The organism is Pseudomonas sp. LJDD11 (genome assembly GCF_024584215.1).
Taxonomy (GTDB): domain Bacteria; phylum Pseudomonadota; class Gammaproteobacteria; order Pseudomonadales; family Pseudomonadaceae; genus Aquipseudomonas.
Window position 1 is genome coordinate 552,941 of record NZ_JANJFL010000001.1, and the last position, 19,394, is coordinate 572,334.

The 19,394-nt window shown below is 63.0% G+C and carries 18 protein-coding genes and 1 pseudogene; 16 read left to right on the plus strand and 3 right to left on the minus strand.

Annotated features, from left to right (window positions below):
• The first annotated feature begins 22 nt into the window (after nucleotides 1–22).
• The 8 genes from NRB16_RS02475 to NRB16_RS02510 are packed head-to-tail and all read left to right on the plus strand — an operon-like array spanning nucleotide 23 to nucleotide 8,624.
• Entirely contained in the window at nucleotides 23–166 is a 144-nt protein-coding gene (locus NRB16_RS02475; protein ID WP_144403335.1) for a type VI secretion protein, read from the plus strand.
• A gap of 8 nt (nucleotides 167–174) precedes the next feature.
• Nucleotides 175–924: an FHA domain-containing protein gene (locus NRB16_RS02480; RefSeq protein WP_257105391.1), complete on the plus strand. Its 750-nt coding sequence runs from the start codon at nucleotides 175–177 to the stop codon at nucleotides 922–924.
• A gap of 5 nt (nucleotides 925–929) precedes the next feature.
• Nucleotides 930–1,427, plus strand: coding sequence for a type VI secretion system lipoprotein TssJ (gene tssJ / locus NRB16_RS02485; RefSeq protein WP_257105392.1), 498 nt, complete (start codon nucleotides 930–932; stop codon nucleotides 1,425–1,427).
• Nucleotides 1,427–2,758, plus strand: coding sequence for a type VI secretion system baseplate subunit TssK (tssK, locus tag NRB16_RS02490; RefSeq protein WP_045492288.1), 1,332 nt, complete (start codon nucleotides 1,427–1,429; stop codon nucleotides 2,756–2,758). Before tssJ ends, tssK begins: the two co-directional genes overlap by 1 nt.
• Nucleotides 2,759–2,763: 5 nt before the next feature.
• The gene (gene icmH / locus NRB16_RS02495) at nucleotides 2,764–3,633 is read left to right on the plus strand and encodes a type IVB secretion system protein IcmH/DotU (RefSeq protein WP_045492286.1); all 870 of its coding nucleotides are present in this window, start codon (nucleotides 2,764–2,766) and stop codon (nucleotides 3,631–3,633) included.
• Nucleotides 3,634–3,640: 7 nt separating this feature from the next.
• Nucleotides 3,641–7,096 carry a type VI secretion system membrane subunit TssM gene (gene tssM, locus NRB16_RS02500; protein ID WP_257105393.1) on the plus strand — a complete coding sequence of 1,152 codons (3,456 nt, stop codon included), beginning with the start codon at nucleotides 3,641–3,643 and terminating at the stop codon, nucleotides 7,094–7,096.
• Nucleotides 7,096–7,758, plus strand: coding sequence for a PP2C family serine/threonine-protein phosphatase (locus tag NRB16_RS02505; RefSeq protein WP_045492281.1), 663 nt, complete (start codon nucleotides 7,096–7,098; stop codon nucleotides 7,756–7,758). Before tssM ends, NRB16_RS02505 begins: the two co-directional genes overlap by 1 nt.
• On the plus strand, nucleotides 7,755–8,624 hold the full coding sequence (locus tag NRB16_RS02510) for a serine/threonine-protein kinase (RefSeq protein ID WP_257105394.1): 870 nt from the start codon (nucleotides 7,755–7,757) through the stop codon (nucleotides 8,622–8,624). Before NRB16_RS02505 ends, NRB16_RS02510 begins: the two co-directional genes overlap by 4 nt.
• 72 nt (nucleotides 8,625–8,696) lie before the next feature.
• On the opposite strand, the gene hmpA is transcribed toward NRB16_RS02510, so the two are convergent.
• The gene (gene hmpA, locus NRB16_RS02515) at nucleotides 8,697–9,878 is read right to left on the minus strand and encodes an NO-inducible flavohemoprotein (RefSeq protein ID WP_045492279.1); all 1,182 of its coding nucleotides are present in this window, start codon (nucleotides 9,876–9,878) and stop codon (nucleotides 8,697–8,699) included.
• A 237-nt stretch (nucleotides 9,879–10,115) separates the two neighbouring features.
• Here hmpA and NRB16_RS02520 point away from each other — a divergent pair, with 237 nt between their 5' ends.
• The gene (locus NRB16_RS02520; protein WP_045492276.1) at nucleotides 10,116–10,553 is read left to right on the plus strand and encodes a YqaA family protein; all 438 of its coding nucleotides are present in this window, start codon (nucleotides 10,116–10,118) and stop codon (nucleotides 10,551–10,553) included.
• On the opposite strand, the gene NRB16_RS02525 is transcribed toward NRB16_RS02520, so the two are convergent.
• Nucleotides 10,546–11,046 (minus strand): Lrp/AsnC family transcriptional regulator, encoded by a 501-nt coding sequence (locus tag NRB16_RS02525; RefSeq protein ID WP_045492275.1) that lies wholly within the window; start codon nucleotides 11,044–11,046, stop codon nucleotides 10,546–10,548. The genes NRB16_RS02520 and NRB16_RS02525 overlap by 8 nt on opposite strands.
• Nucleotides 11,047–11,184: 138 nt before the next feature.
• Between NRB16_RS02525 and NRB16_RS02530 the strand changes: the two genes are divergently transcribed.
• The 5 genes from NRB16_RS02530 (at nucleotide 11,185) to NRB16_RS02550 (ending at nucleotide 17,288) form a co-directional block, all read left to right on the plus strand.
• Entirely contained in the window at nucleotides 11,185–12,123 is a 939-nt protein-coding gene (locus tag NRB16_RS02530; RefSeq protein WP_045492274.1) for a DMT family transporter, read from the plus strand.
• Nucleotides 12,124–12,409: 286 nt separating this feature from the next.
• A complete protein-coding gene (locus tag NRB16_RS02535) occupies nucleotides 12,410–13,081 on the plus strand; it encodes a (2Fe-2S)-binding protein (RefSeq protein WP_257105395.1) in 672 nt (223 codons plus the stop codon).
• The gene (locus NRB16_RS02540) at nucleotides 13,081–14,076 is read left to right on the plus strand and encodes a xanthine dehydrogenase family protein subunit M (protein ID WP_045492273.1); all 996 of its coding nucleotides are present in this window, start codon (nucleotides 13,081–13,083) and stop codon (nucleotides 14,074–14,076) included. Before NRB16_RS02535 ends, NRB16_RS02540 begins: the two co-directional genes overlap by 1 nt.
• On the plus strand, nucleotides 14,073–16,289 hold the full coding sequence (locus NRB16_RS02545) for a xanthine dehydrogenase family protein molybdopterin-binding subunit (protein WP_045492272.1): 2,217 nt from the start codon (nucleotides 14,073–14,075) through the stop codon (nucleotides 16,287–16,289). The genes NRB16_RS02540 and NRB16_RS02545 overlap by 4 nt, the downstream gene beginning before the upstream one ends.
• Nucleotides 16,290–16,304: 15 nt before the next feature.
• Nucleotides 16,305–17,288, plus strand: a complete 984-nt coding sequence (locus NRB16_RS02550) for an XdhC family protein (RefSeq protein WP_253142460.1) — start codon at nucleotides 16,305–16,307, stop codon at nucleotides 17,286–17,288.
• Here the strand turns inward: NRB16_RS02550 and NRB16_RS02555 are convergent.
• The gene (locus NRB16_RS02555) at nucleotides 17,261–17,866 is read right to left on the minus strand and encodes an NTP transferase domain-containing protein (RefSeq protein WP_257105396.1); all 606 of its coding nucleotides are present in this window, start codon (nucleotides 17,864–17,866) and stop codon (nucleotides 17,261–17,263) included. The two genes, NRB16_RS02550 and NRB16_RS02555, sit on opposite strands and share 28 nt — an antisense overlap.
• 111 nt (nucleotides 17,867–17,977) lie before the next feature.
• Between NRB16_RS02555 and NRB16_RS02560 the strand changes: the two genes are divergently transcribed.
• Both NRB16_RS02560 and NRB16_RS02565 read left to right on the plus strand, forming a co-directional pair.
• On the plus strand, nucleotides 17,978–18,547 hold the full coding sequence (locus NRB16_RS02560) for a flavin reductase family protein (protein ID WP_257105397.1): 570 nt from the start codon (nucleotides 17,978–17,980) through the stop codon (nucleotides 18,545–18,547).
• A gap of 322 nt (nucleotides 18,548–18,869) precedes the next feature.
• Nucleotides 18,870–19,394: pseudogene (locus NRB16_RS02565) on the plus strand (RNA-guided endonuclease TnpB family protein); the annotation flags it as partial.

Below are 19,394 nucleotides of genomic sequence, written 5' to 3' on the forward strand. Positions count from 1 at the left end.
CGATTCATAAATGGAGAAACCTATGTTCCTGCGCCTTCGGCATGCCTTGTTGCTGGTTCTGGTGATGCTTGGTCTTAGCGCTTGTGGCCTGTTTCAGGCCAATGATGACAGTGATTACCGCCCGTTGGGTGACCCTCGGGCGGCCGAACGTGGGCCTGGAGTGTGAGTGTAGAAATGCAATTGATCCTGGAGATACTCGACCCCGCACAGCGCCAGCAGGTGAGCACTGCGCACATGTGTTTCGGCCAGGCTGGTGGCCTGATTGGCCGAAGTCCGGAGGCTGACTGGGTGCTGGTGGACACGCTGCGTCACGTATCCAGCCGGCATGCGCGCATCAGCTGGCAGGACGGCCGGTTCTGGCTGACCGATATCAGCCGCAACGGCTCCTTCGATTTACGAACTGGCAGCCGACTGCCCAGAGGCGTGGCGCAACCAGTCGCGTCGGACGCCTGCTATCGCCTTGGTTCGCTGACACTGCATGCGCGCCTTCTGCCAGCAGCAGATGACAGCGAAACACGGGGCGGGCGACCGATACCGGCAGGCAGCCTGATTCCGGACGACGCCTTTCTGCTCAGTGAGTCCCTGGCTCATCGGCTGCCACTGGGCCGGCTACTGAGCGACCTGGATGACCAGCACACCGAGCAACAACAGTTGCCGCCTGCCGGCATCGACAGGGAGCAACTGCAAGTGCCCCGACTGCTGGCTGACTCGATCGCGCGCCAACCACCGACCGCAGCCTTCTGGCAGGCCTACGCAACAGCGCTTGGGGTTTGCCTGGACGGTATTGACCAGGCCGCGTGCGAACAACTGGCACTCGATGGCGCTGCTTTATTGCGCCAGAGCCTGCTGGTCCAGGACCTGACCCGTGCCTATGGCGAACAACTGCGCCTGATCAGGCCCCTTCATAGCGATCTTCGCAAGTGATGCCGATGCCATTTTTCAAATGCCCGCCACAGCGCTGGCTGACCTTGATTGCACTGCTGTCGTTGAGCGGTTGCAGCCTTTTGTCGTCCGACCCTGAACCTACCCGTCTGGACCTGACCCTGGCGGCCAGTGACCGGCTTAACCCGGACCAGCATGACCGTCCCTCACCGGTCGTGCTGCGCCTGTTCGAACTGCGCCACCCGGTGGCCTTCGAGACGGCGGATTTTTTCAGTCTGTATGAACGACCTCGCGACACCCTGGCGGCTGATCTGCTGGTCAGCGAAGAGCTTGAACTGCGTCCTGGGGAAACCCGGCGGCTCAAGTTGCTGGTGGAAAGCGGCCGGCACCTCGGCGTGCTGGCGGCCTACCGTGAGCTTAACGAGACTCGCTGGCGCCAGGTGCTGACCCTCGGCCCCGGTCAGCGCAACCAGGCGGTACTGCTGCTTGATCACAATGGTATCGAACAGCGTCGCGGGCCGCCTGCGCCAGACGGAGAGTGGTGATGAACGCGCATAAAGTCATCTGGCAGGAAGGGATGCTGCTGCGCCCCCAGCACCTGCAACACAACGATCGTTACCACGACCATCAGCTCAAGACCCGCACCTGCCTGCTGGGGGCCTACAACTGGGGTTTTTTCAGTCTGGTGATCGACCTGCAATTTCTCAATATGGGCAAGCTGGTGGTCAGCGAGGCCAGCGGTGTGCTGCCCGACGGCAGCCTGTTCGAACTGGGCAACACGCCCGAGCCGCTGGCGCTCGACGTGCCGGCCAATACTGTCGATACCGCAGTTTATCTGGGCTTGCCACTGGTGACCGGCAACCACATCGAAGCCCGGCACCCCGAGCAGTCCGACGTGCTGGCGCGCTACACGGTCTACCAGACCCAGGTCAGTGACTCCAACGCCGGGGAGCAGGGCAGCACCGCCATTCACTGTGCGCGGCCCGACCTGCGGCTGTTGCTGGGCGAGCCGTCCGGCGAACAGGCCTGGGTGCGCTTGAAAATCTGCCAGATCCGCGAAGCAGCGGCCACTGGCGCGATCACTCTGGCGGCTGACTTCATCCCCAGTTTTGTGCATCTGCAGGCTTCGCCATGGATGCTGTCATGCCTCAAGGAAGTCATCAGCCTGTTGGCCCATCGAGGCGATACCATTGCCGAGCGGATTCGCGGCAGCGGCACGCAGGGCAGCGCCCAGGTTGGTGACTTGCTGATGCTGCAACTGATCAATCGTAACGAACTGCTGCTGCGGCACTGCCTGGCACAACCGCGGGTCGCGCCCGAAGCCTTGTACCGCCTGCTATTGGGGTTGCTGGGCGAACTGGCAACTTTTGCCAGCGACAGCAAACGCCCCGTGCTTGACAGCCATTATCGGCACAACGATCAAGGGGCCAGCCTGCGGCCGCTACTGGAGGCGATCCGTCAGGTGCTGTCGATGGTGCTTGAGCAGCACGCCATCGAGCTACCGTTGCAACAGCGCCAGTACGGCGTGCAGGTGGCGATCCTTCATGACCACAGCCTGCTGGCGTCGTCGAGCTTCGTGCTCGCTGCCAGTGCACTGTGCGACAGCGAAGAGCTGCGTCAGCGCTTGCCGGCACACCTGAAGGCCGGTGCAGTGGAGCACATCCGCCAACTGGTCAACCTGCATCTGCCGGGCATCCGTCTCAAACCGCTGCCGGTAGCACCCCGGCAGATTCCTTTCCATGCCAACAAGACCTACTTCGTCCTGGAGCCTGACCGCGAGGCACTGGAACTGCTGGGGCGCTCCGGAGGCTTTGCCTTTCATGTCGCCGGCGAGTTTGCCGGATTGGAACTGACCTTCTGGGCCATCAGGAACTGAACCTCATGAATCAACATAATCCGCAGCCAGACGATGAAATGACGGTGTTGCTCGACCATCAGGGCCAGGGGCCGACCCAGGCACCGCTGACCACCGCCAGTGACGCCCCGCGCTTTGCCCAGCTTCAGGAACGCATGGTCTACAGCGCTGAGGCGCGGCCAGCGGCCGGCTTCAGTCTGGGCCTGAACGCTCTGGTGGCGGCGGCTTCGGCACTGCTGTCGAGCATCGTGCGCATCAGGCTTGATCTGCCACCTCCCGATATCAGCCAGCTCAACAACCGTTTGCGTGAACAGGTGCGTCAGTTTGAGTGGCAGGCGTTGCGCGACGGTATCGACAGCGAGCAGTTGAACACTGCTCGCTACGTGTTGTGCACGGTGCTCGATGAACAGGTGGTGACCACCGAGTGGGGGCGCCAGAGCGACTGGGCACAGAACAGCCTGCTCAGCCACTTTCATAACGAAACCTTCGGTGGCGACAAGTTCTTTCGCCTGCTTGAGCAACTGAGCCGCAACCCGGTTCGGCATCTGCCGTTGCTGGAACTGATGTACCTGTGCCTGGCGCTGGGCTTCGAGGGCCGCTATCGGGTGCGTAACGCCGGCCATGTGGAACTGGAGGAGGTTCGCGATGCGTTGTACCGGCAGATCCGCCAGTTACGCGGCGAGGCGTCCGGCGGGTTGACCCCGGCCTGGCCTGGGGTGCCGGACAGTCACCAGGCCACCTTGCGGATTGTGCCGTGGTGGATGGTTTTGCTGTTTACCCTCGCTGGCCTGGCGATGCTGTATGGCGGATTTGCCTGGGTGCTCGATGAGCAGCGTCAGAGCGTGCTGCAGCCTTGGCAAGTCGCCGTCCCGAGCCTGATCCAGAACCTGCCGTGAGAGCATGATGAGAGATTTCCTGAAGAAAGTTCCGGGGGCTATGTGCCAGACCTGGGTGTGGAGCCTGGCGCTGGTAGTGGCGTGCGGCGCACTGGTGTGGTGGGGCGGCCCGACACTGGCGATCAATGATGTGCGGGTATTGGCCAGCGCGCTTGCCCGATTGCTGGCCGTCTGCGCACTTTTGCTGCTCTGGGGAGCGGTCATGCTGTTGAGTCGTTGGTGGCGCGGCCGGCCATCGGTCATTGACCCGCAGCGGGCAGCACAGCAGGCCGACCAGCAGCGCTTCGACAATGAGCGCCGCAGCCTGCACAAACGCTTTGCCGAAGCGCTGCGCAGCCTCAGGCACGCCAGCCTGTTCAGCGAGGATCGGCAGCCATTGCCCTGGTATCTGCTGATCGGCCCGCAAGGCAGTGGCAAGAGCCGTCTGCTGGCGTGCTCAGGATTGGAGTTCGCCCTCGACCGAGACGAACCTCTGACGCTCAGCCAGGACCACGATGGTGAGCAGTGCCAGTGGTATTTCACTGACCAGGCGGTGCTGATCGACACGCCTGGGCGCTACTTGGCCCAGGCCGATGCCAGCGTGGATGGCGGTGGTTGGCGCACGCTGCTGGAACTGCTGCGCAAACGTCGCCGGGCGCGACCGCTCGACGGCGTGCTAATCACCGTTGCGGTGCCGATGTTACTGGAGGCGCGCTATCCCGAGCCTGGCAAGACGCCAGCGCTACTGGAGCTGATCAGCCAGATTCGTCAGCGCTTGCAGGAGGTACGTCGGCACCTGCATGTGCAGGTGCCGGTGTATCTGGTGCTGAGCAAAGCGGATCAACTGCCGGGTTTCAACGCGTTCTTCGATTCACTGAGCCGCGAGCAAAACAGTCAGGCGCTGGGGGTCAGCTTCAGCGCTGAACAACCCGCGACCGACCGGCAGGCGGTACATCAGCAGATCGACGCGTTGCTGCGCCATCTCGACAGCCAGCTCATTGGCCGGCTGCACCAGCAGCGCGACAAGCAACTGCGCAGTCGTATGCTCGACTTCCCGCCAGGCATGGCTGCTCTTGGCGAGCAACTGGAGATGCTCATCGATCAGCTGTTTTTCTCCGGCCGCTATGTCAGTGGTCATCGGCTGAGCGGCGTTTACCTGACTTGCGCCAGCGCGGCGGAGCCTGAGTCGCAGGCGCAGCCTCTCGGCGGGGCAGGTGGTGCGCAAGGTCGTTTCGTCCATGAACTGTTCGCCCGGGTGATCCTGCGTGAGGCGCATCAGCAAAGCCTTGCACCAAGTGAACGGCAGCGTATCCATTGGGGGCAGCGGCTGTTGTTGGGGGGCGGGCTGGCCACCTTGATGGTCGGCGGCGCGCTATGGACCAGCGGGTTTTCTGCCAATCATCAGCGTCTGGAAACTCTGCGGCGACTGGCCGGCGACTGGCAACAGCAGCGGCAGGCGCTGGACCCGGCCGCCGACGCCATGACCGCGCTGAAAACCCTTGATATCAGTTGGCAGGCGACCCAGGTGTTTCCTGATGGTCTGGCCATGAGTTGGCACGAGCGCAACGGTTTGTATCAGGGCTGGGCCAGCAATCCGTTGTTGCAGGCGCGCTACGAGGACGAATTGCGCAGCCATTTGCTGCCGCGGCTGACCCGCCTGCTTGAAGCCCGCGTACGCTCCAGCCTGCACGACCGTGAGGCGTTGCTGGATAATCTGCGTGCCTACCTGATGCTGCACTTGCCGACGCGCCGTGATCCAGCCTGGCTGGAAGAACAGTTGGGCAGCGAGTGGGCGCGGTTGTATCCAGGTCATGCAGCGGTGCAGCAAGGGCTGGGGCAGCACGTTGCCAAGCTGTTGAAATTGTCCTTCAGCCAGCCGCTGGATGAGCCGCTGGTGGCCCAGGCCCGTCAGGCATTGCGCAACGAGTCGCAAGCCAGCCTGGCCTATAAGGTCTTGCGGGAACGCGCGGGCAGCCTGCCGGATTACCGCCTCGGCCAGCATCTGGGGCCGCAGCGTGAATTGTTCGTCGGTGCCGAGCAGGCGATTCCCGGATTCTTCACCCGGCAAGGCTATCGGCAGTTCTTTTCGGTACAAAGTGCCGCGCAGATCAGCGAGCTGTTGCGCGATAACTGGGTGCTGGGCGAGGGCAGTGAGCTGAGCGGGACGGACATGCGTCGCCTGCTGGTCGAACTGGAGCAACTGTATTTTCGTGACTACGCCAGCCACTGGAGTGATGCCGTGGGCCGCCTGGGCCTGCTGCCGTTCAGCGAGGCCGGGGAGGGCGCCGATCTGGTCAGCGGTCTGTTGTCGGCCAACTCGCCGGTGGTGCAGTTGTTGGCCCAGATCCGCGACAACACGCGTTTCCCGTTGGCTCTGCCGGATCCTGAACAAGCGCTGCCGGCGCCAGTCGCGGGGGCTGCGTTGCAGGCCGCTGCGGGGGCCGCGAGCAAGGCCCTGGTGCTGCCGGAGAATGCTCGCAAAGCCATGCAGTTGCGCTTCGAACCGCTGCATCGGCTCCTGGATGACAATGACGCACCCACCGCTGAACTGGTGGCGGTCCTGCAAGGACTGGATGCGGTTCAGCAGCAACTGGCGAGCCTGGCCCGTGCCAGTCAACCCGAGCCATTCGCCTACGAAATGGCTCGGGCGCGGATGGCCGGGCAGCGCGATGCCCTGAGCCAGTTGCGCAACACCGCAGCGCGCCTGCCAAGGCCGGTGGGCGGCTGGTTCAACCTGCTGGCTGATGATGCCTGGCGCCTGATCCTGGCCGATGCCTACCGGCATCTCGATCAGCGCTATCAGAGTGAGCTGTACGCTTTTTACAGCCGTGCCATTGACCAGCGTTATCCGTTTCACGCCCACAGCAGCAGCGATGTGGCGCTCAATGACTTTCGTGAGTTCTTCAAGGCTCAGGGGGTCCTGGAACGCTTTTTCGAGCAGCATCTGAAGGCGTTTGTCAGCGGTTCTGCCGATAATTACCGGCTGCGCAGCATCGACGGCCATAGCCTGCCGATGTCTCGCGCCGTGCTGGAACAGATTGCCCGTGGCCAGCGCATCCGACAGGGTTTTTTCGCTGAAGACCCGAGCCAGCCGCAAGTGCGTTTTCGGCTGGAACCCTACAGTCTTGACAGCGGCGCCAGCCGCGCTGAATTCCGCTTTGGCGAGCGGCGTCATGAGTACCGTCACGGGCCCATCGTGCCCATGACCTTTAGCTGGCCCGACGAGGCCGGGCAGGGCAGTGCGAGCCTGCTGGTCGAGCGGATGGCCGGGCGCACTGTAGGTATCGAGAAAAACCTCGGCCCCTGGTCGCTGTTTCGGCTGCTCGACCTGATGCCCAGTGAGCCGCTCAGTGGCCGGGATGTCTTGCTGTTCAAGGCCGATGTCGGCGGCCTGCGCGCCAATTATCTGCTGACCAGCCAACGCATGCCCAACCCATTGGACCTGAGTGTGCTGCGTGGTTTCCGTCTGCCGGCGCAACTGTGATGTATCGCAGCGCGGCGGGCAGCCACTCGGGCAAGGTGCGCGTGTGTAATCAGGATGCCTTTTTCGACTGTCCGGAGCAGGCAGTCTGGGCGGTGGCCGACGGGATGGGCGGGCATCAGGCTGGCGAGCTTGCCAGCCGTTTGATCGTCGATACGCTGGCAGGCCTGTGCTGGCCCGGCGAGCTGGAGCAGCGCCTGGAGCTGCTGCGCTGCCGCCTGCATGGGCTCAACCGCCATCTGGCGTTGCAGCTCACCCAAAGCCAGGGGCAAGCGCCGCGGGTCATGGGCAGCACCCTGGTGACGCTGTTGTTGCAGGGGCAGCAGGGCGCTTGTGTCTGGGTTGGCGACAGCCGCTGCTACCTGTGGCGTGGTCAGCAGCTTTACCAACTGACCCGCGATCATGCTGCAGAGCGAGGCCGGGCCGCATTGACCCGCGCACTCGGCGGGCGCGAGCATCTGCAACTGGAGGTGCTGCGCTGGCACGCTCAGCCCGGTGACCGCTATCTGTTATGCAGTGACGGTCTGTACCGCATGCTGGATCAAGCGCTGCTGGGCCAGGCGCTCGGTCTGGCGACCCCGCAGGCTGCGTTGCACGGGTTGTTCGCGCAGGTTCTGCAGGGGCCGGCGCCGGACAATCTGACCGCTGTGGTGGTTGACCGATGAAGCCGCCACGGGTGTTGGCCGGGCGCTATCGTCTCGACCGCTTGCTGGGCGTTGGCGGCATGGGGGTGGTGTGGCAGGCCCGCGACCTGTTGCACGAGCAGTACGGTGATCCGGCTGCCGATATCGCTGTTAAACTGCTGGGTGAGTCGTTCCAGCACGTGCCGGATGCCGGGTCATTGTTGTTTGCCGAATTTGCGCTGACCCGGCATCTGCATCACCCCAACGTAGTGCGCTGCCACAGTTTTGAAGTTGATATCCCGCAAGGCTGTGCATTCATGACCCTGGAGCTGTTGCGTGGCCTGACTCTGGATCATTGGCTCTGTGACGAACTGACCGGCTTGCCGTTTAGCGAGTTGCTGGAGGTGGCGAGTGCGCTGCTTGAGGCTCTGGAGCACAGTCATGCAAGGGGGGTCGTGCATGGCGACCTGAAACCGGGCAACGTGATGTTCAGCGAGCAGGGGCTGAAGCTGTTCGATTTCGGTCTCGGTCAGAGCCAGCCCGGCATTCTGCCCGGCGTACCGCAGTTGAGTCGCGAGCGCTACAACGCCTGGACCCCGGCCTACGCCGCTCCTGAACTCTGCGCCGGTGGTGGGTTGTCTGAAGCCACCGATCTCTATGCCTGCGCTTGTCTGATCTTCGAACTGGCCTGCGGCAGGCACCCTTACCAGCGCCTGCCCGGCGACCAGGCCCAGGCGGCGCGGCTGGATCGCTCGCTAAGCAAACCGGCCCGCCTGCCCAGCCATTGCTGGCCTGCGCTGCGCCAGGCGCTGGCGCTGGTGCCGGCGTGCAGAACCATCAGTGCCCAAGAGTTGCGCCAGGCACTGAGCGCCAGGCCAGGCAGGTTGAGAAGACTATTGGGTGGCTGAACACAAAAGGCTGACCCGGCACTCAGGCCGGCTCAGCTGTTTTTGCGGGCTGTCGCCGCTCAGCTCAATCGGTCAGTCAGGCAGTTGCCCGGTAGGGCCGAAGAACTCGTGATGGCTCTGCGCCTCAGGCACGCCCAGTGCTTTGAGATCGCGGCGCACGCTGCTCATAAAACCGACCGGCCCCAGGAAGTAGGCATCCACATTGCGATCGGCAGGCAGCCAGCTGGCCAGCACTTCCTGGCAAAGACGCCCTTGGGCATCAAAACGGTCACCGGCCTCAGGCTGGCTGTAGCAGACGTACAGGCTCAGCTGTGGGTGCTTGCGCTGCTGCTCTTGCAGCCATGGGCGGAACGCCTGCAGGCTGGCATTGCGGGCACTGTGAATGAAGGTGATCGGCCGGCCGCTGGCCAGCGCGCTTTCCAGCATCGGCAGGGTCGGGGTGATGCCGACACCGGCGCTGATCAATACCAGCGGACGCGACGAGTCTTGCAGGGTGAAATGCCCGGCTGGCGGGAAAAGCTCGACCCGGTCACTGACCTGCAAGTGATCGTGTAAATACCTCGAAGCGATACCCTGCTCATCGCGCTTGACGCTGATCCGGTAGCCACGGCCGTTGGCCAGTGCCGACAGCGAGTAATTACGGCGCAGTTCCTGGCCATCAATGTTCAGCTTCAGGCCAAGGTACTGGCCAGGGGTGAAGTCCAGCACCGCACCACCGTCAAGCGGTTCGAAATAGAACGAGGTGATCTGCGCGCTTTCTTTTTCCTTGCCCACCAGCTTGAAAGGACGCGCCCCACGCCAGCCGCCCCGGGCCTGTTCGTTGTGCTGGTAAGCGGCTTCTTCGGCGCCGATCAGGATATCGGCCAGTTGACCGTAAGCGGCGCCCCAGGCATCGATCACCTCGTCGGTCGCAATGTCTTCACCCAGCACTTCACGAATGGCGCGCAACAGGCAAGTGCCGACAATCGGGTAGTGCTCCGGCAGAATCTGCAAGGCCACGTGCTTGTTGACGATCTGGCCCACTAACGGGCCAAGGGCTTCGAGACGGTCGATATGCCGGGCGTACATCAGCACCGCGTTAGCCAGTGCCCGTGGCTGAGCACCGCTGGCCTGGTTGGCCTGGTTGAACAGCGGACGCACCTCGGGATATTCACTGAGCATCATGTTGTAGAAGTGAGTGGTCAGCGCTTCGCCACCGGACTCCAGAAGAGGAACAGTGGCCTTGATGATTGCGCGTTGCGGGTCGGTGAACATGGAATGACTCCCTGGCGGTTAACGGTTGCCATAGCAGAGTCAACTTCCGTGCCAGGCCTTAAGGCCTTTTAATTCAAGGGTTTACGCGCTCTTGTGTCATTTCGACTCTTGTATTTTTGTAGTCAGGATGACTCTTTTGGTCAAAATGACTAATGGCATTATTCAGCAACACCTTTATGCAACCGGCGATAAATCTCACGCTACTATGCGTGCCTTTATCGCCTCGACCCTTCCTTCATGTTCGAACTCTCCAGCTACCTCGGGCTGTTCTTCGCCGCCTTCGGCGCCGCCACGCTGTTGCCCATGCAGTCCGAAGCCGTGCTGGTCGCGATGCTGATCTCTGGCCACTACCTGACCTGGTTGCTATTGCTGGCCGCCACCACCGGCAATGTGCTGGGTTCGATCAGCAATTGGCTGATCGGCCGCTCGGTCGAACGGTTGCGCCACAAACGCTGGTTCCCGGTCAGCGAAAAACGCCTGCAACAGGCTCGTGGTCATTACCAGCGCTACGGTTACTGGTCGCTGCTGCTCAGTTGGGTGCCGGTGATCGGCGACGCCCTGACCGTGGTCGCCGGGGTCATGGGCGAGCCGCTGTGGCGTTTTAGCTTGATCGTCAGCCTGGCCAAGGGCTTGCGCTATCTGGTGGTGGTGTGGCTGACCCTGGGCTTTATCTGACGCGATTGGCCGCCAACGCCAGCCCGTCTGGCGGCAAGGGCAGGGCGGTCTTGTACAACACCTGCTTGAGGGCAAAACTGGAGCGAATATTGGCCACCCCCGGCACTTTGGTCAGGTGCTCAAGAATGAAGCGCTCCAGCTCATGGATATTGGGCACCAGAATGCGCAGCAGATAATCGGCGTCACCGGTCATCAGGTAGCACTCCATCACTTCAGGTCGCCCGGCCACCGCCGCCTCGAAGCGCTGCAACGCGCCTTCGTCCTGCTTCTCCAGGCTCACATGAATGAATACGTTCAGGTCCAGGCCCAGCACCTTGGGGTCGAGCAGGGTGACCTGACCCTTGATCAGCCCGGCCTCCTGCATGGCTCTGACCCGATTGAAGCAGGGCGTCGGCGACAGATTGACTGCGCGGCCCAGGTCCGCATTGGTGATGCTGGCGTCGCGCTGCAGGCTGTCGAGAATGCTGATATCGGTACGGTCGAGCTTCTTCAAGAGAATAAACATCTTTAAAAGGATTGATTGGCAGAGTTTAGTTCTGCAAACGGCTTGCTGGGTAGATAAAAGCGCAAAGAATCTCTCTTGCACCTTTATTAACATTTCTCCTGCACAGCCACTGCCGACGGAGCCATCATGATCAATACCAGCAAACCCGCCACCCACTTGCCCGCAAGCCATGGTCTGTTGGCTTCGCCCCAGGCCAAGGGCGTGTTGTTACTGGTACTGGCGATCCTGATCTGGGGCGCCAACTGGCCAGTGATGAAGGCCGGTTTGCAGCACATCACCCCGGTGTGGTTCTCCGCCGTGCGCTTCGCCGCCGGTGCCGCCTGCCTGTTTGCCCTGCAACTGGCCACGGGTAGCCTGCGCGTGCCGGGCCGTCGCGACCTGCCACTGATTCTCAGTGTCGGCCTGCTGCAGATGCTGACCTTTACCGTGCTTGGTGCCATGGCCATGACCGAAGTGCCGGCCGGCCGCTCGGCGGTGCTGGCCTACACCACCCCGCTGTGGGTGACGCCGATTGCGGTGACCTTCCTCGGCGAGCGGCTGTCGCGTCGGCAATTGATCGGCACGCTGTTCGGCGGCATTGGCGTGGCTGTGCTGTTCAACCCGCTGACCCTCGACTGGGGTAATACCACCCTGCTCAAAGCCAACCTGATGCTGATCGCGGCATCGATCTGTTGGGCGCTTTGCATATTGCATCTGCGTCATGCGTCCACAGGCACCAGCGCCTATCAGCTGGCGCCCTGGCAGATGCTCACCGCCACCGTACCGTTGCTTGTGCTGGCGCACGTGGTGGAAGGGCCGTTCACCGGTGATGGCTCCATGGCGCTGTGGCAGATCCTGTTGTTCATGGGGCCATTGGCGACCGCGTTCTGCTTCTGCGCGGTCAATGCGGCGAGCATGTGGCTGTCGAGCACCAGCATGTCGACCGCGATGCTCGGCGTGCCGGTGGTGGGGCTATTGATGTCGGTGCTGTTCATGGGCGAGCAACTGACCCTGCCGCTGATTGGGGGGGTAATGGCGATTCTCGGCGGCATCGTGATCGTGACCTGCAAGCGCAGCGGCGACTGAGCTCAGGCGCCAGCCACAGCCACAGCAAGACGACAGATCAATCGCTTAATACCACCCCTAGCGTTGGGGGTGTAAGGTTTATCCCACCGCCTGTGCTGCCCGGTAATCAGGGGCGAGGCGGGGGCGCGGCGTGCAACTGATCCGCTCAACGCATAATCAAGCTGAATCTATTCATCCGGGCAGGGTCACCTGATTGGACCGGTCGGGACCGAGGCGTGTGGCAATGAACCACCGCCCGACCTGACTGTTAGCGCCTTCGTGAGCGCACCACTCAATGGTGAACCTGATGAAAAAATCCAACACGCCAGGCCCGGCCGCGGCCGGGCAGGACAGCCCCGCATTACATGCCTCACGGCGCAATTTTCTCAAGGCTGGCGCTTCCGGCATCGCCGCCGCCACCGTTGCAACCTGGGTTCCTGACGGTATGGCTCAATCAGCACCGGCTGTCAGCCAGCCACCTGCCGCCGGGCCGGCCGCCGGGGAGCAAAGCATCGAACTCAAGGTCAACGGCCAGAGCCACCGGCTCAACGTGCCGGCCAACGCGATCCTGCTCGATGTGCTGCGTGACCGCCTGCAACTGACCGGCACCAAGAAAGGCTGTGATCACGGTCAGTGCGGAGCCTGCACCTTGCTGGTCAATGGTGTGGCGATCAACTCGTGCCTGTCCATTGCCGTGCAGCATGACGGTGATGAAATCACCACCATCGAAGGCCTGGCTCAGGACGGCAAACTGCACCCGGTGCAGCAAGCGTTCTGGGAGCACGACGCCTATCAATGCGGTTACTGCACCTCGGGGCAGATCATGAGCGCCGTCGCTATCCTCAATGACCCGAATATCGGCAGCGATGACGCCAGCGTGCGTGAGGCCATGAGCGGCAATATCTGCCGCTGCGGGGCCTACAAGAACATCCTTGCGGCCGTGCAGTCGGCGCGGGGCAAGATGGGGAGGCCGGCCTGATGCGTACCTTCGATTATCTGCGTGCTTCATCGCCGGCCCAGGCGGTCGGCCAGGCCAGCGGCGACGGTCAGCGGTTCTACCTGGCTGGCGGCACCACCTTGCTGGATCTGGTCAAGCTTGATGTGATGCAGGCCGAGCATCTGGTGGACATCAATCGGCTTGACCTGCGCAAGGTCGAGCCGCTGTCCGACGGCCGTCTGCGGGTCGGCGCGCTGGTCAGCAATACCGAGCTGGCCAATCACCCCTTGGTCCGTGAGCGCTATCCGGTACTGGCCCAGGCGATTCTGCAGGGCGCCAGTACTGCGCTGCGCAACAAGGCGACCACCGCCGGCAACCTGATGCAGCGGGTGCGCTGCAATTACTTTCGTGACGGCCTGTCACCGTGCAACAAGCGTGAGCCGGGCTCCGGTTGCGCAGCCGTTGACGGCCTGAACCGCAGTGTTCACGCGGTACTGGGCACCAGTGACCAGTGTATTGCCGCGCACCCCTCGGACATGTGCGTAGCCATCGCCGCACTGGGTGCTCAGGTGACGGTGCAAAGCGCGCAAGGCAGCCGCGACATTGCGTTTGCCGACTTTCATCTGCTGCCAGGCAGCACGCCATGGAAGGAGCATGCTCTGCAAGCTCACGAGTTGATCACTCACCTGACCCTTGATGCGCCGTTGCCGGGTAGTCGTTCGGCCTACCTGAAGCTGCGTGATCGAACCTCTTACCAGTTCGCTCTGGCCTCCAGCGCTGTGGTGCTGGTGCTCGATGGCGAGCGCATCACCGACGCGCGCATTGCCCTGGGCGGCGTGGCCAGCAAGCCATGGCGCGCCAGCGAAGCCGAGCGGGCACTGATTGGCCAGCCGGTATCGCTGGCGCTGTATGGCCAGGTCGCGCAGTTGGCGATGAAGGACGCCCGTGGCTATTCCCACAACGCGTTCAAGATTCCTCTCGGCCAACAGGTCATCACCCGTAACCTCCGTGATCTCACGGCCCAGGAGCTGGCATGAACCAGAACGTGATTGGCAAGGCCCACAAGCGTGTTGATGGCCGCCTCAAGGTCAGCGGTGAGGCGCGCTATGCGGCCGATTATCCGCAGCAAGGCCTGCTCTACGCCTATGGGGTATTCAGCACCATCGCCAGTGGCAAGATTCTGGCCATCGATGATGCCAGCGCCCGCGCCATGCCGGGTGTGGTGGATATCCTGCATCACGGCCATCGCCCGGACATGCACCGTACACCTGATGAGGCCATGAGCTTTGACAAGTTGCTGCAGGCCAGCAAGACCGACGAACACCGGCTGCCGTTCGAAGATGACCAGGTTTACTACCCCGGCCAATTCGTCGCGCTGGTGGTCGCGCAGACGTTCGCGCAGGCGCGGGCAGCGGCCCAGCGCGTCACGGTTCGCTACGCGGCCCAGGACCCGGTGCGGAGCCTGGAAGAGGGGCTGCGCATCAACGGCTTCAAACCCGCCAGCGGCAGTCACGAGCGGGGTACGCCAGAGCCGGCCTATCAGTCGGCCGCGCAGCGCATCGACGCGACCTATACCACGCCGGTGGAAACCCACAACCCAATGGAAATGCACGCCACCACCGCCCACTGGCAGGACGGTCGGCTGTACGTGGAAGAGAGCACTCAGGGGGTCGTGAACCATCGCAACCTGCTGGCCAATGTGTTTGATCTGGCACCGGAACAGGTCGAAGTCCGGGCGCCGTTCATTGGCTCCGGGTTTGGCGGCAAGCTCTGGCCCTGGCCGCACTCCATTGCTGCCTGTGCAGCGGCCAGGCTGACCGGCCGCCCGGTGCAACTGATGCTGCCCCGTGCGCAGATGTTCAGCACCGTGGGCCATCGTCCCGAGACCCGCCAGCGCCTGCGCCTGGCGACTGACGACAAGGGCCGGCTGGTATCGCTGCGTCACGAGTCGTTCAATAGCACCTCGACCCTGGACACCTACATCGAAACCTGCGGCAGCGTGACCAAGAGCCTGTACAGCTGCGCCAACGTGCTGGTCACTCACCACACCAGTGCGGTCAATCGCGGCACCCCGACGTCCATGCGCGCGCCCGGCGCCGCGCCAGGATTGTTCGCCCTGGAGTCGGCTATCGATGAAATGGCCCTGGCTGCCGGCCTTGACCCATTGGCATTTCGCCAGCTCAACCTGGCCAGCAAGGATGAGAGCACTGATTTGCCGTGGTCAAGTAATCACCTGCCCGAAGCCATCGACAAGGCCGCCGAGCGTTTCGGCTGGAAGCAGCGCAATGCTCAGGTCGGCTCGATGCGTGATGGCGACGAGATCATTGGCTACGGCATGGGCGCCTGCAACTGGGAGGCGTTTCAGGTCCCGACCGAAGCCCGGGTCAGCCTGCGCGCCAACGGTACTGCGCTGGTGCAATGCGGGGTGCAGGACATCGGCACTGGCACCTACACCATCGTCGCCCAGACGGTCAGCGAACTCACCGGGCTGCCGGTCGAGCGCATCGAGGTGCAATTGGGCAATTCGTCGTTCAGTCCAGGCCCGGTGTCTGGCGGCAGTTGGGTCACCGCCAGCATCATGCCGGCGCTGGCCGGTGCAACCCGCGAGGCGCTTGATAAACTGCGCAGCTACGCCACTGCCGAGAGCGGTTTTTTTGCCGGTGAAAAGCCCGACACCCTGCAGGTCCGTGACGGTCGGTTGGTCAAGGGCGAGCGGCAGGTCAGCTTTGCCGACGTACTGGCTCAGCAACGTCTGGCCCGCGCCGAAGGCACGTATCACAGCGAGCAGGGCAAAGAACAGAAATACTCGTTTCGCTCGTTCGGTGCGCATTTTGTCGAGGTGCGCTGGGACCCGGGCATCTCGCGGCTGCGAGTGGCCAGGGTGGTCAGTGCCATCGATGTCGGCAAGGTAGTCAACCCGCTGGCAGCGCGCAACCAGGTCGAAGGCGCCATCGTGATGGCGGTCGGCATGGCCCTGTTCGAGGCCACCGAGCACGACCCGCGCACAGGCTTGCCGGTCAATGACAACTACGCTGAATACTTGGTGCCGGTGCACGCCGATCAGCCCGAAATCGAGGTGATTCTGCTCGATTATCCGGATCTGAACCTCAACGAATTCGGCGCCAGGGGCATCGGCGAGATTGGCATCACCGGTCTGGCCGCAGCAGTCGCCAATGCCGTGTACCACGCCACCGGGCAGCGTATCCGCAGCCTGCCGATCACCAAGGAAAAGCTGATGGCCGGGGTCTGAGCCCAGGGGAGTGTCATGCAACAGCTTGATTTGCAGGTCATACAGCAGGCCCGCGACTGGCTGGCCCAAGGCCGGCCGGTGTGGTTGTGTACGGTGCTGTCCACTTATGGCTCGGCACCGCGCGGGCCGGGGGCGATGCTGGTTGCGCTGGCTGGCGGTGAGCATCGCGGTTCATTATCCGGCGGCTGCATCGAAGAGGACTTTTTGCAGCGTCTGGCCGACGGCACATTACCGCATCGCAATCAGCGGGTGCGTTATGGCGAAGGCGGGTTTGCGCCCAATCTGGTGCTGCCGTGTGGCGGTGTACTGGACGTGCTGGTGGAGTACCTGTCACCGCGTGCCGAGGTCGATCGGCATCTGGCCAGCGTGGAGCGGGCCCTGAGCGCCGGCCCGTGGTTGATTCGCGAGGTCAGCCTGAACGGGCAACTGCCAGCGGTATCGCCCGGCAGCCTGAGTCATCCACGGGTGGCGGTCAGTGCGGAGCAGGTTTCAATCCGCATCGGCGCGGTACACCGGCTGCTGCTGGCCGGCTTGTCACCGGTGGCCGAGTTCTGTGCCAGCTTCGCTCTGGCGCTGGGCTACGAGGTGATTCTCTGTGAACCGCGCACCGAACTGCTGGCCGGGTTTTGCGTGCCGGGCGTCGAGGTGTGTCCGGTGCTGCCAGCGCTGTACATCGAGCAGGGCGGTTGTCATGCGGCGACCGCCGTAGTCGCCTTGACCCACGATCCACGCCTGGATGACCTGACACTCATGGAGGCGGTGCGCAGCGAGGCGTTCTACATCGGTGCCATGGGTTCGCGGCAGACCAGTCACAAGCGCATGGAGCGCCTCCAGCGCATCGGCGGGCTGGACGCCCGGGCGTTGGCACGCATTCATGCGCCGATCGGCTTGAATCTGGGCAGCAAGACCCCGGCGGAAATTGCCCTGGCGGTGATGGCGGATATCCTTGCCAGCGCCAATGGCATGCACGCTCAACAGGTCTGGTCGCGCAGCACCTGAGCCAGCGCGGCCGGGGTATCGGCGTCGAGCAGGATGCCCCGGTCGGCCGTCTCGACCCTCACGCAGTACTCGCTGTGCGCGGCGAGCAGTGCCTTGGCGCCTCGGTCGCCACGCAACTGCTGCAACTGCGGCCAGAAGTGTCGGCCAATGATCACCGGATGGCCCTGCTGACCTTCGTGCATCGGCACGATGATGCGCTGCGGACCTGCCAGCGCCGCCAACGCCACTAAGGTTGCCGGGTTCAGCCAGGGCATGTCTGCCAGCAGGATGGCCACCGCCTCGGCAGGCGCGTCGGTCAGCGCTGATACGCCACTGGCCAGGCTATGGCCCATACCCAGATCTGCCTGCGGGCTGCGCACCACACGCACTTGAGGGTCCAGGCCCAGCGCGACGGCATCGTCTTGCTCGCGCAGCACCACGCGCACATCGGCAAACGCCTGGCAGGCATTGGTGCAACTGCTTTGCAGCACACGGCGGCCGTCGGCAATCAATGCCTGGCGCTTGTCACTGCCAAAACGTCGGCTGCTGCCCGCCGCCAGAATCAGCGCGGCCACCAGAGGGGAAGGGGATGGAGACATCAAGCGCTGAGTCCTTGTTTGAGCATTACCAGCCGCAAGTGTGGCATCTTTGCAGCCTTGTGTAAGGCGACCATCTTCGCCGGCACCACGTTTATCAGCAAGAGAGCGCCCATGAATCCGCATATGCTTCCCGTTGAACTGGACAAAGCCTACCGCCTGGTCAACCACGGCCCGACCATCCTGGTCTCGGCCAGCCACGGCGGCACCGACAACGTCATGGCCGCCGCCTGGGCCTGTGGCCTGGATTTTTCGCCCTCCAAAGTCACTGTGGTCATCGACAAGATCGCCCGCACCCGTGCTCTGGTCGAGGGCAGTGGCTACTTTGCCCTGCAAGTGCCCAATGTTGCCCAGTTGCAATTGACCCAGGCGGTGGGCACCCACAGCTTGAGCGACGACCCGGACAAACTGGAAAAATGTGGCGTGCAATTGATGCACGTGGACGGCTTCAAAACGCCTCTGGTGGTGGGCTGTTCGGCGTGGCTGATCTGCAAGGTGGTCGACGAGCCACATAACCAGCAAGCCTACGACCTGTTCATTGGCGAGGTGGTGGGGGCGTGGGCGGACGATCGGGTGTTCCGCAACGGGCATTGGCAATTCGCCGAGGCTGGCCCCGAATGGCGCAGCCTGCATTACATTGCGGGTGGGCAGTATTACGCCATTGGCGAGTCGGTGGTGGCTTAGCAACCCGCTGGCCTGCGAAAGGGGCAGTAGAAACAATGCCGATCAGTTAAGCGATTAGCAGGTTTGGCTCGGCTTCGGTGGGAGATCACCCGCTGCCATGGCACCGCGCTGTCGCGCAGCAAACACGCAACCTCCGTAGGAGCAGCTTTAGCTGCGAAAGGCTTCGCAGCTAAAGCTGCTCCTACGGGGTGTCCTTACCAAACTGGTGCGAAAAGCCCCTTCCTTCAGGTGGGGCATGAAAGCGCCACCGCGAAGCGGTCATAAGGGTTAAGATCCATAAAACCGCCCCTATTCTGTGTTTCATGACTGAAATGAAAGCGACTTGAGCAGTCGCTCGATTCGTGAGCGTGGTCGTTTTCTGTCGGCGTTCGACATTCACAAGTACACCAACGGGGCCAGCAAAGACCTGGGACTGCACAGCCAATCCGTGCAGGCTGTTGCCGACGAATATGTCACACGGCGCAAGCAGTTCAAAAAGCGCCAGCTCCGCTGGCGCTGCTCGGGCGGCGCCCGGCGCAGTCTGGGTTGGCTGCCCTTCAAGGTCGGCGCTGCTGTCTGGAAAAACGGCCAGGTCGTCTTCAACAGACAGCACTTCAAGGTCTGGGACAGCTACGGCCTGGCGGGCTTTAAATTCAGATCCGGCAGCTTCAACGAGGACAGCCGTGGACGCTGGTATTTCAACGTCGTGGTCGAGGTCGACCGCCAGTTATCGCCAGGCCAGGACGCAGTGGGTATCGACCTCGGACTGAAAACCACGGCCACCTGCAGCGACGGTCATCGCCTTGAAAGCGGCAGGTTCTACCGGGATCTGGAGAGCGCCCTGGGCACGGCCCAGCGCGCCGGCAAG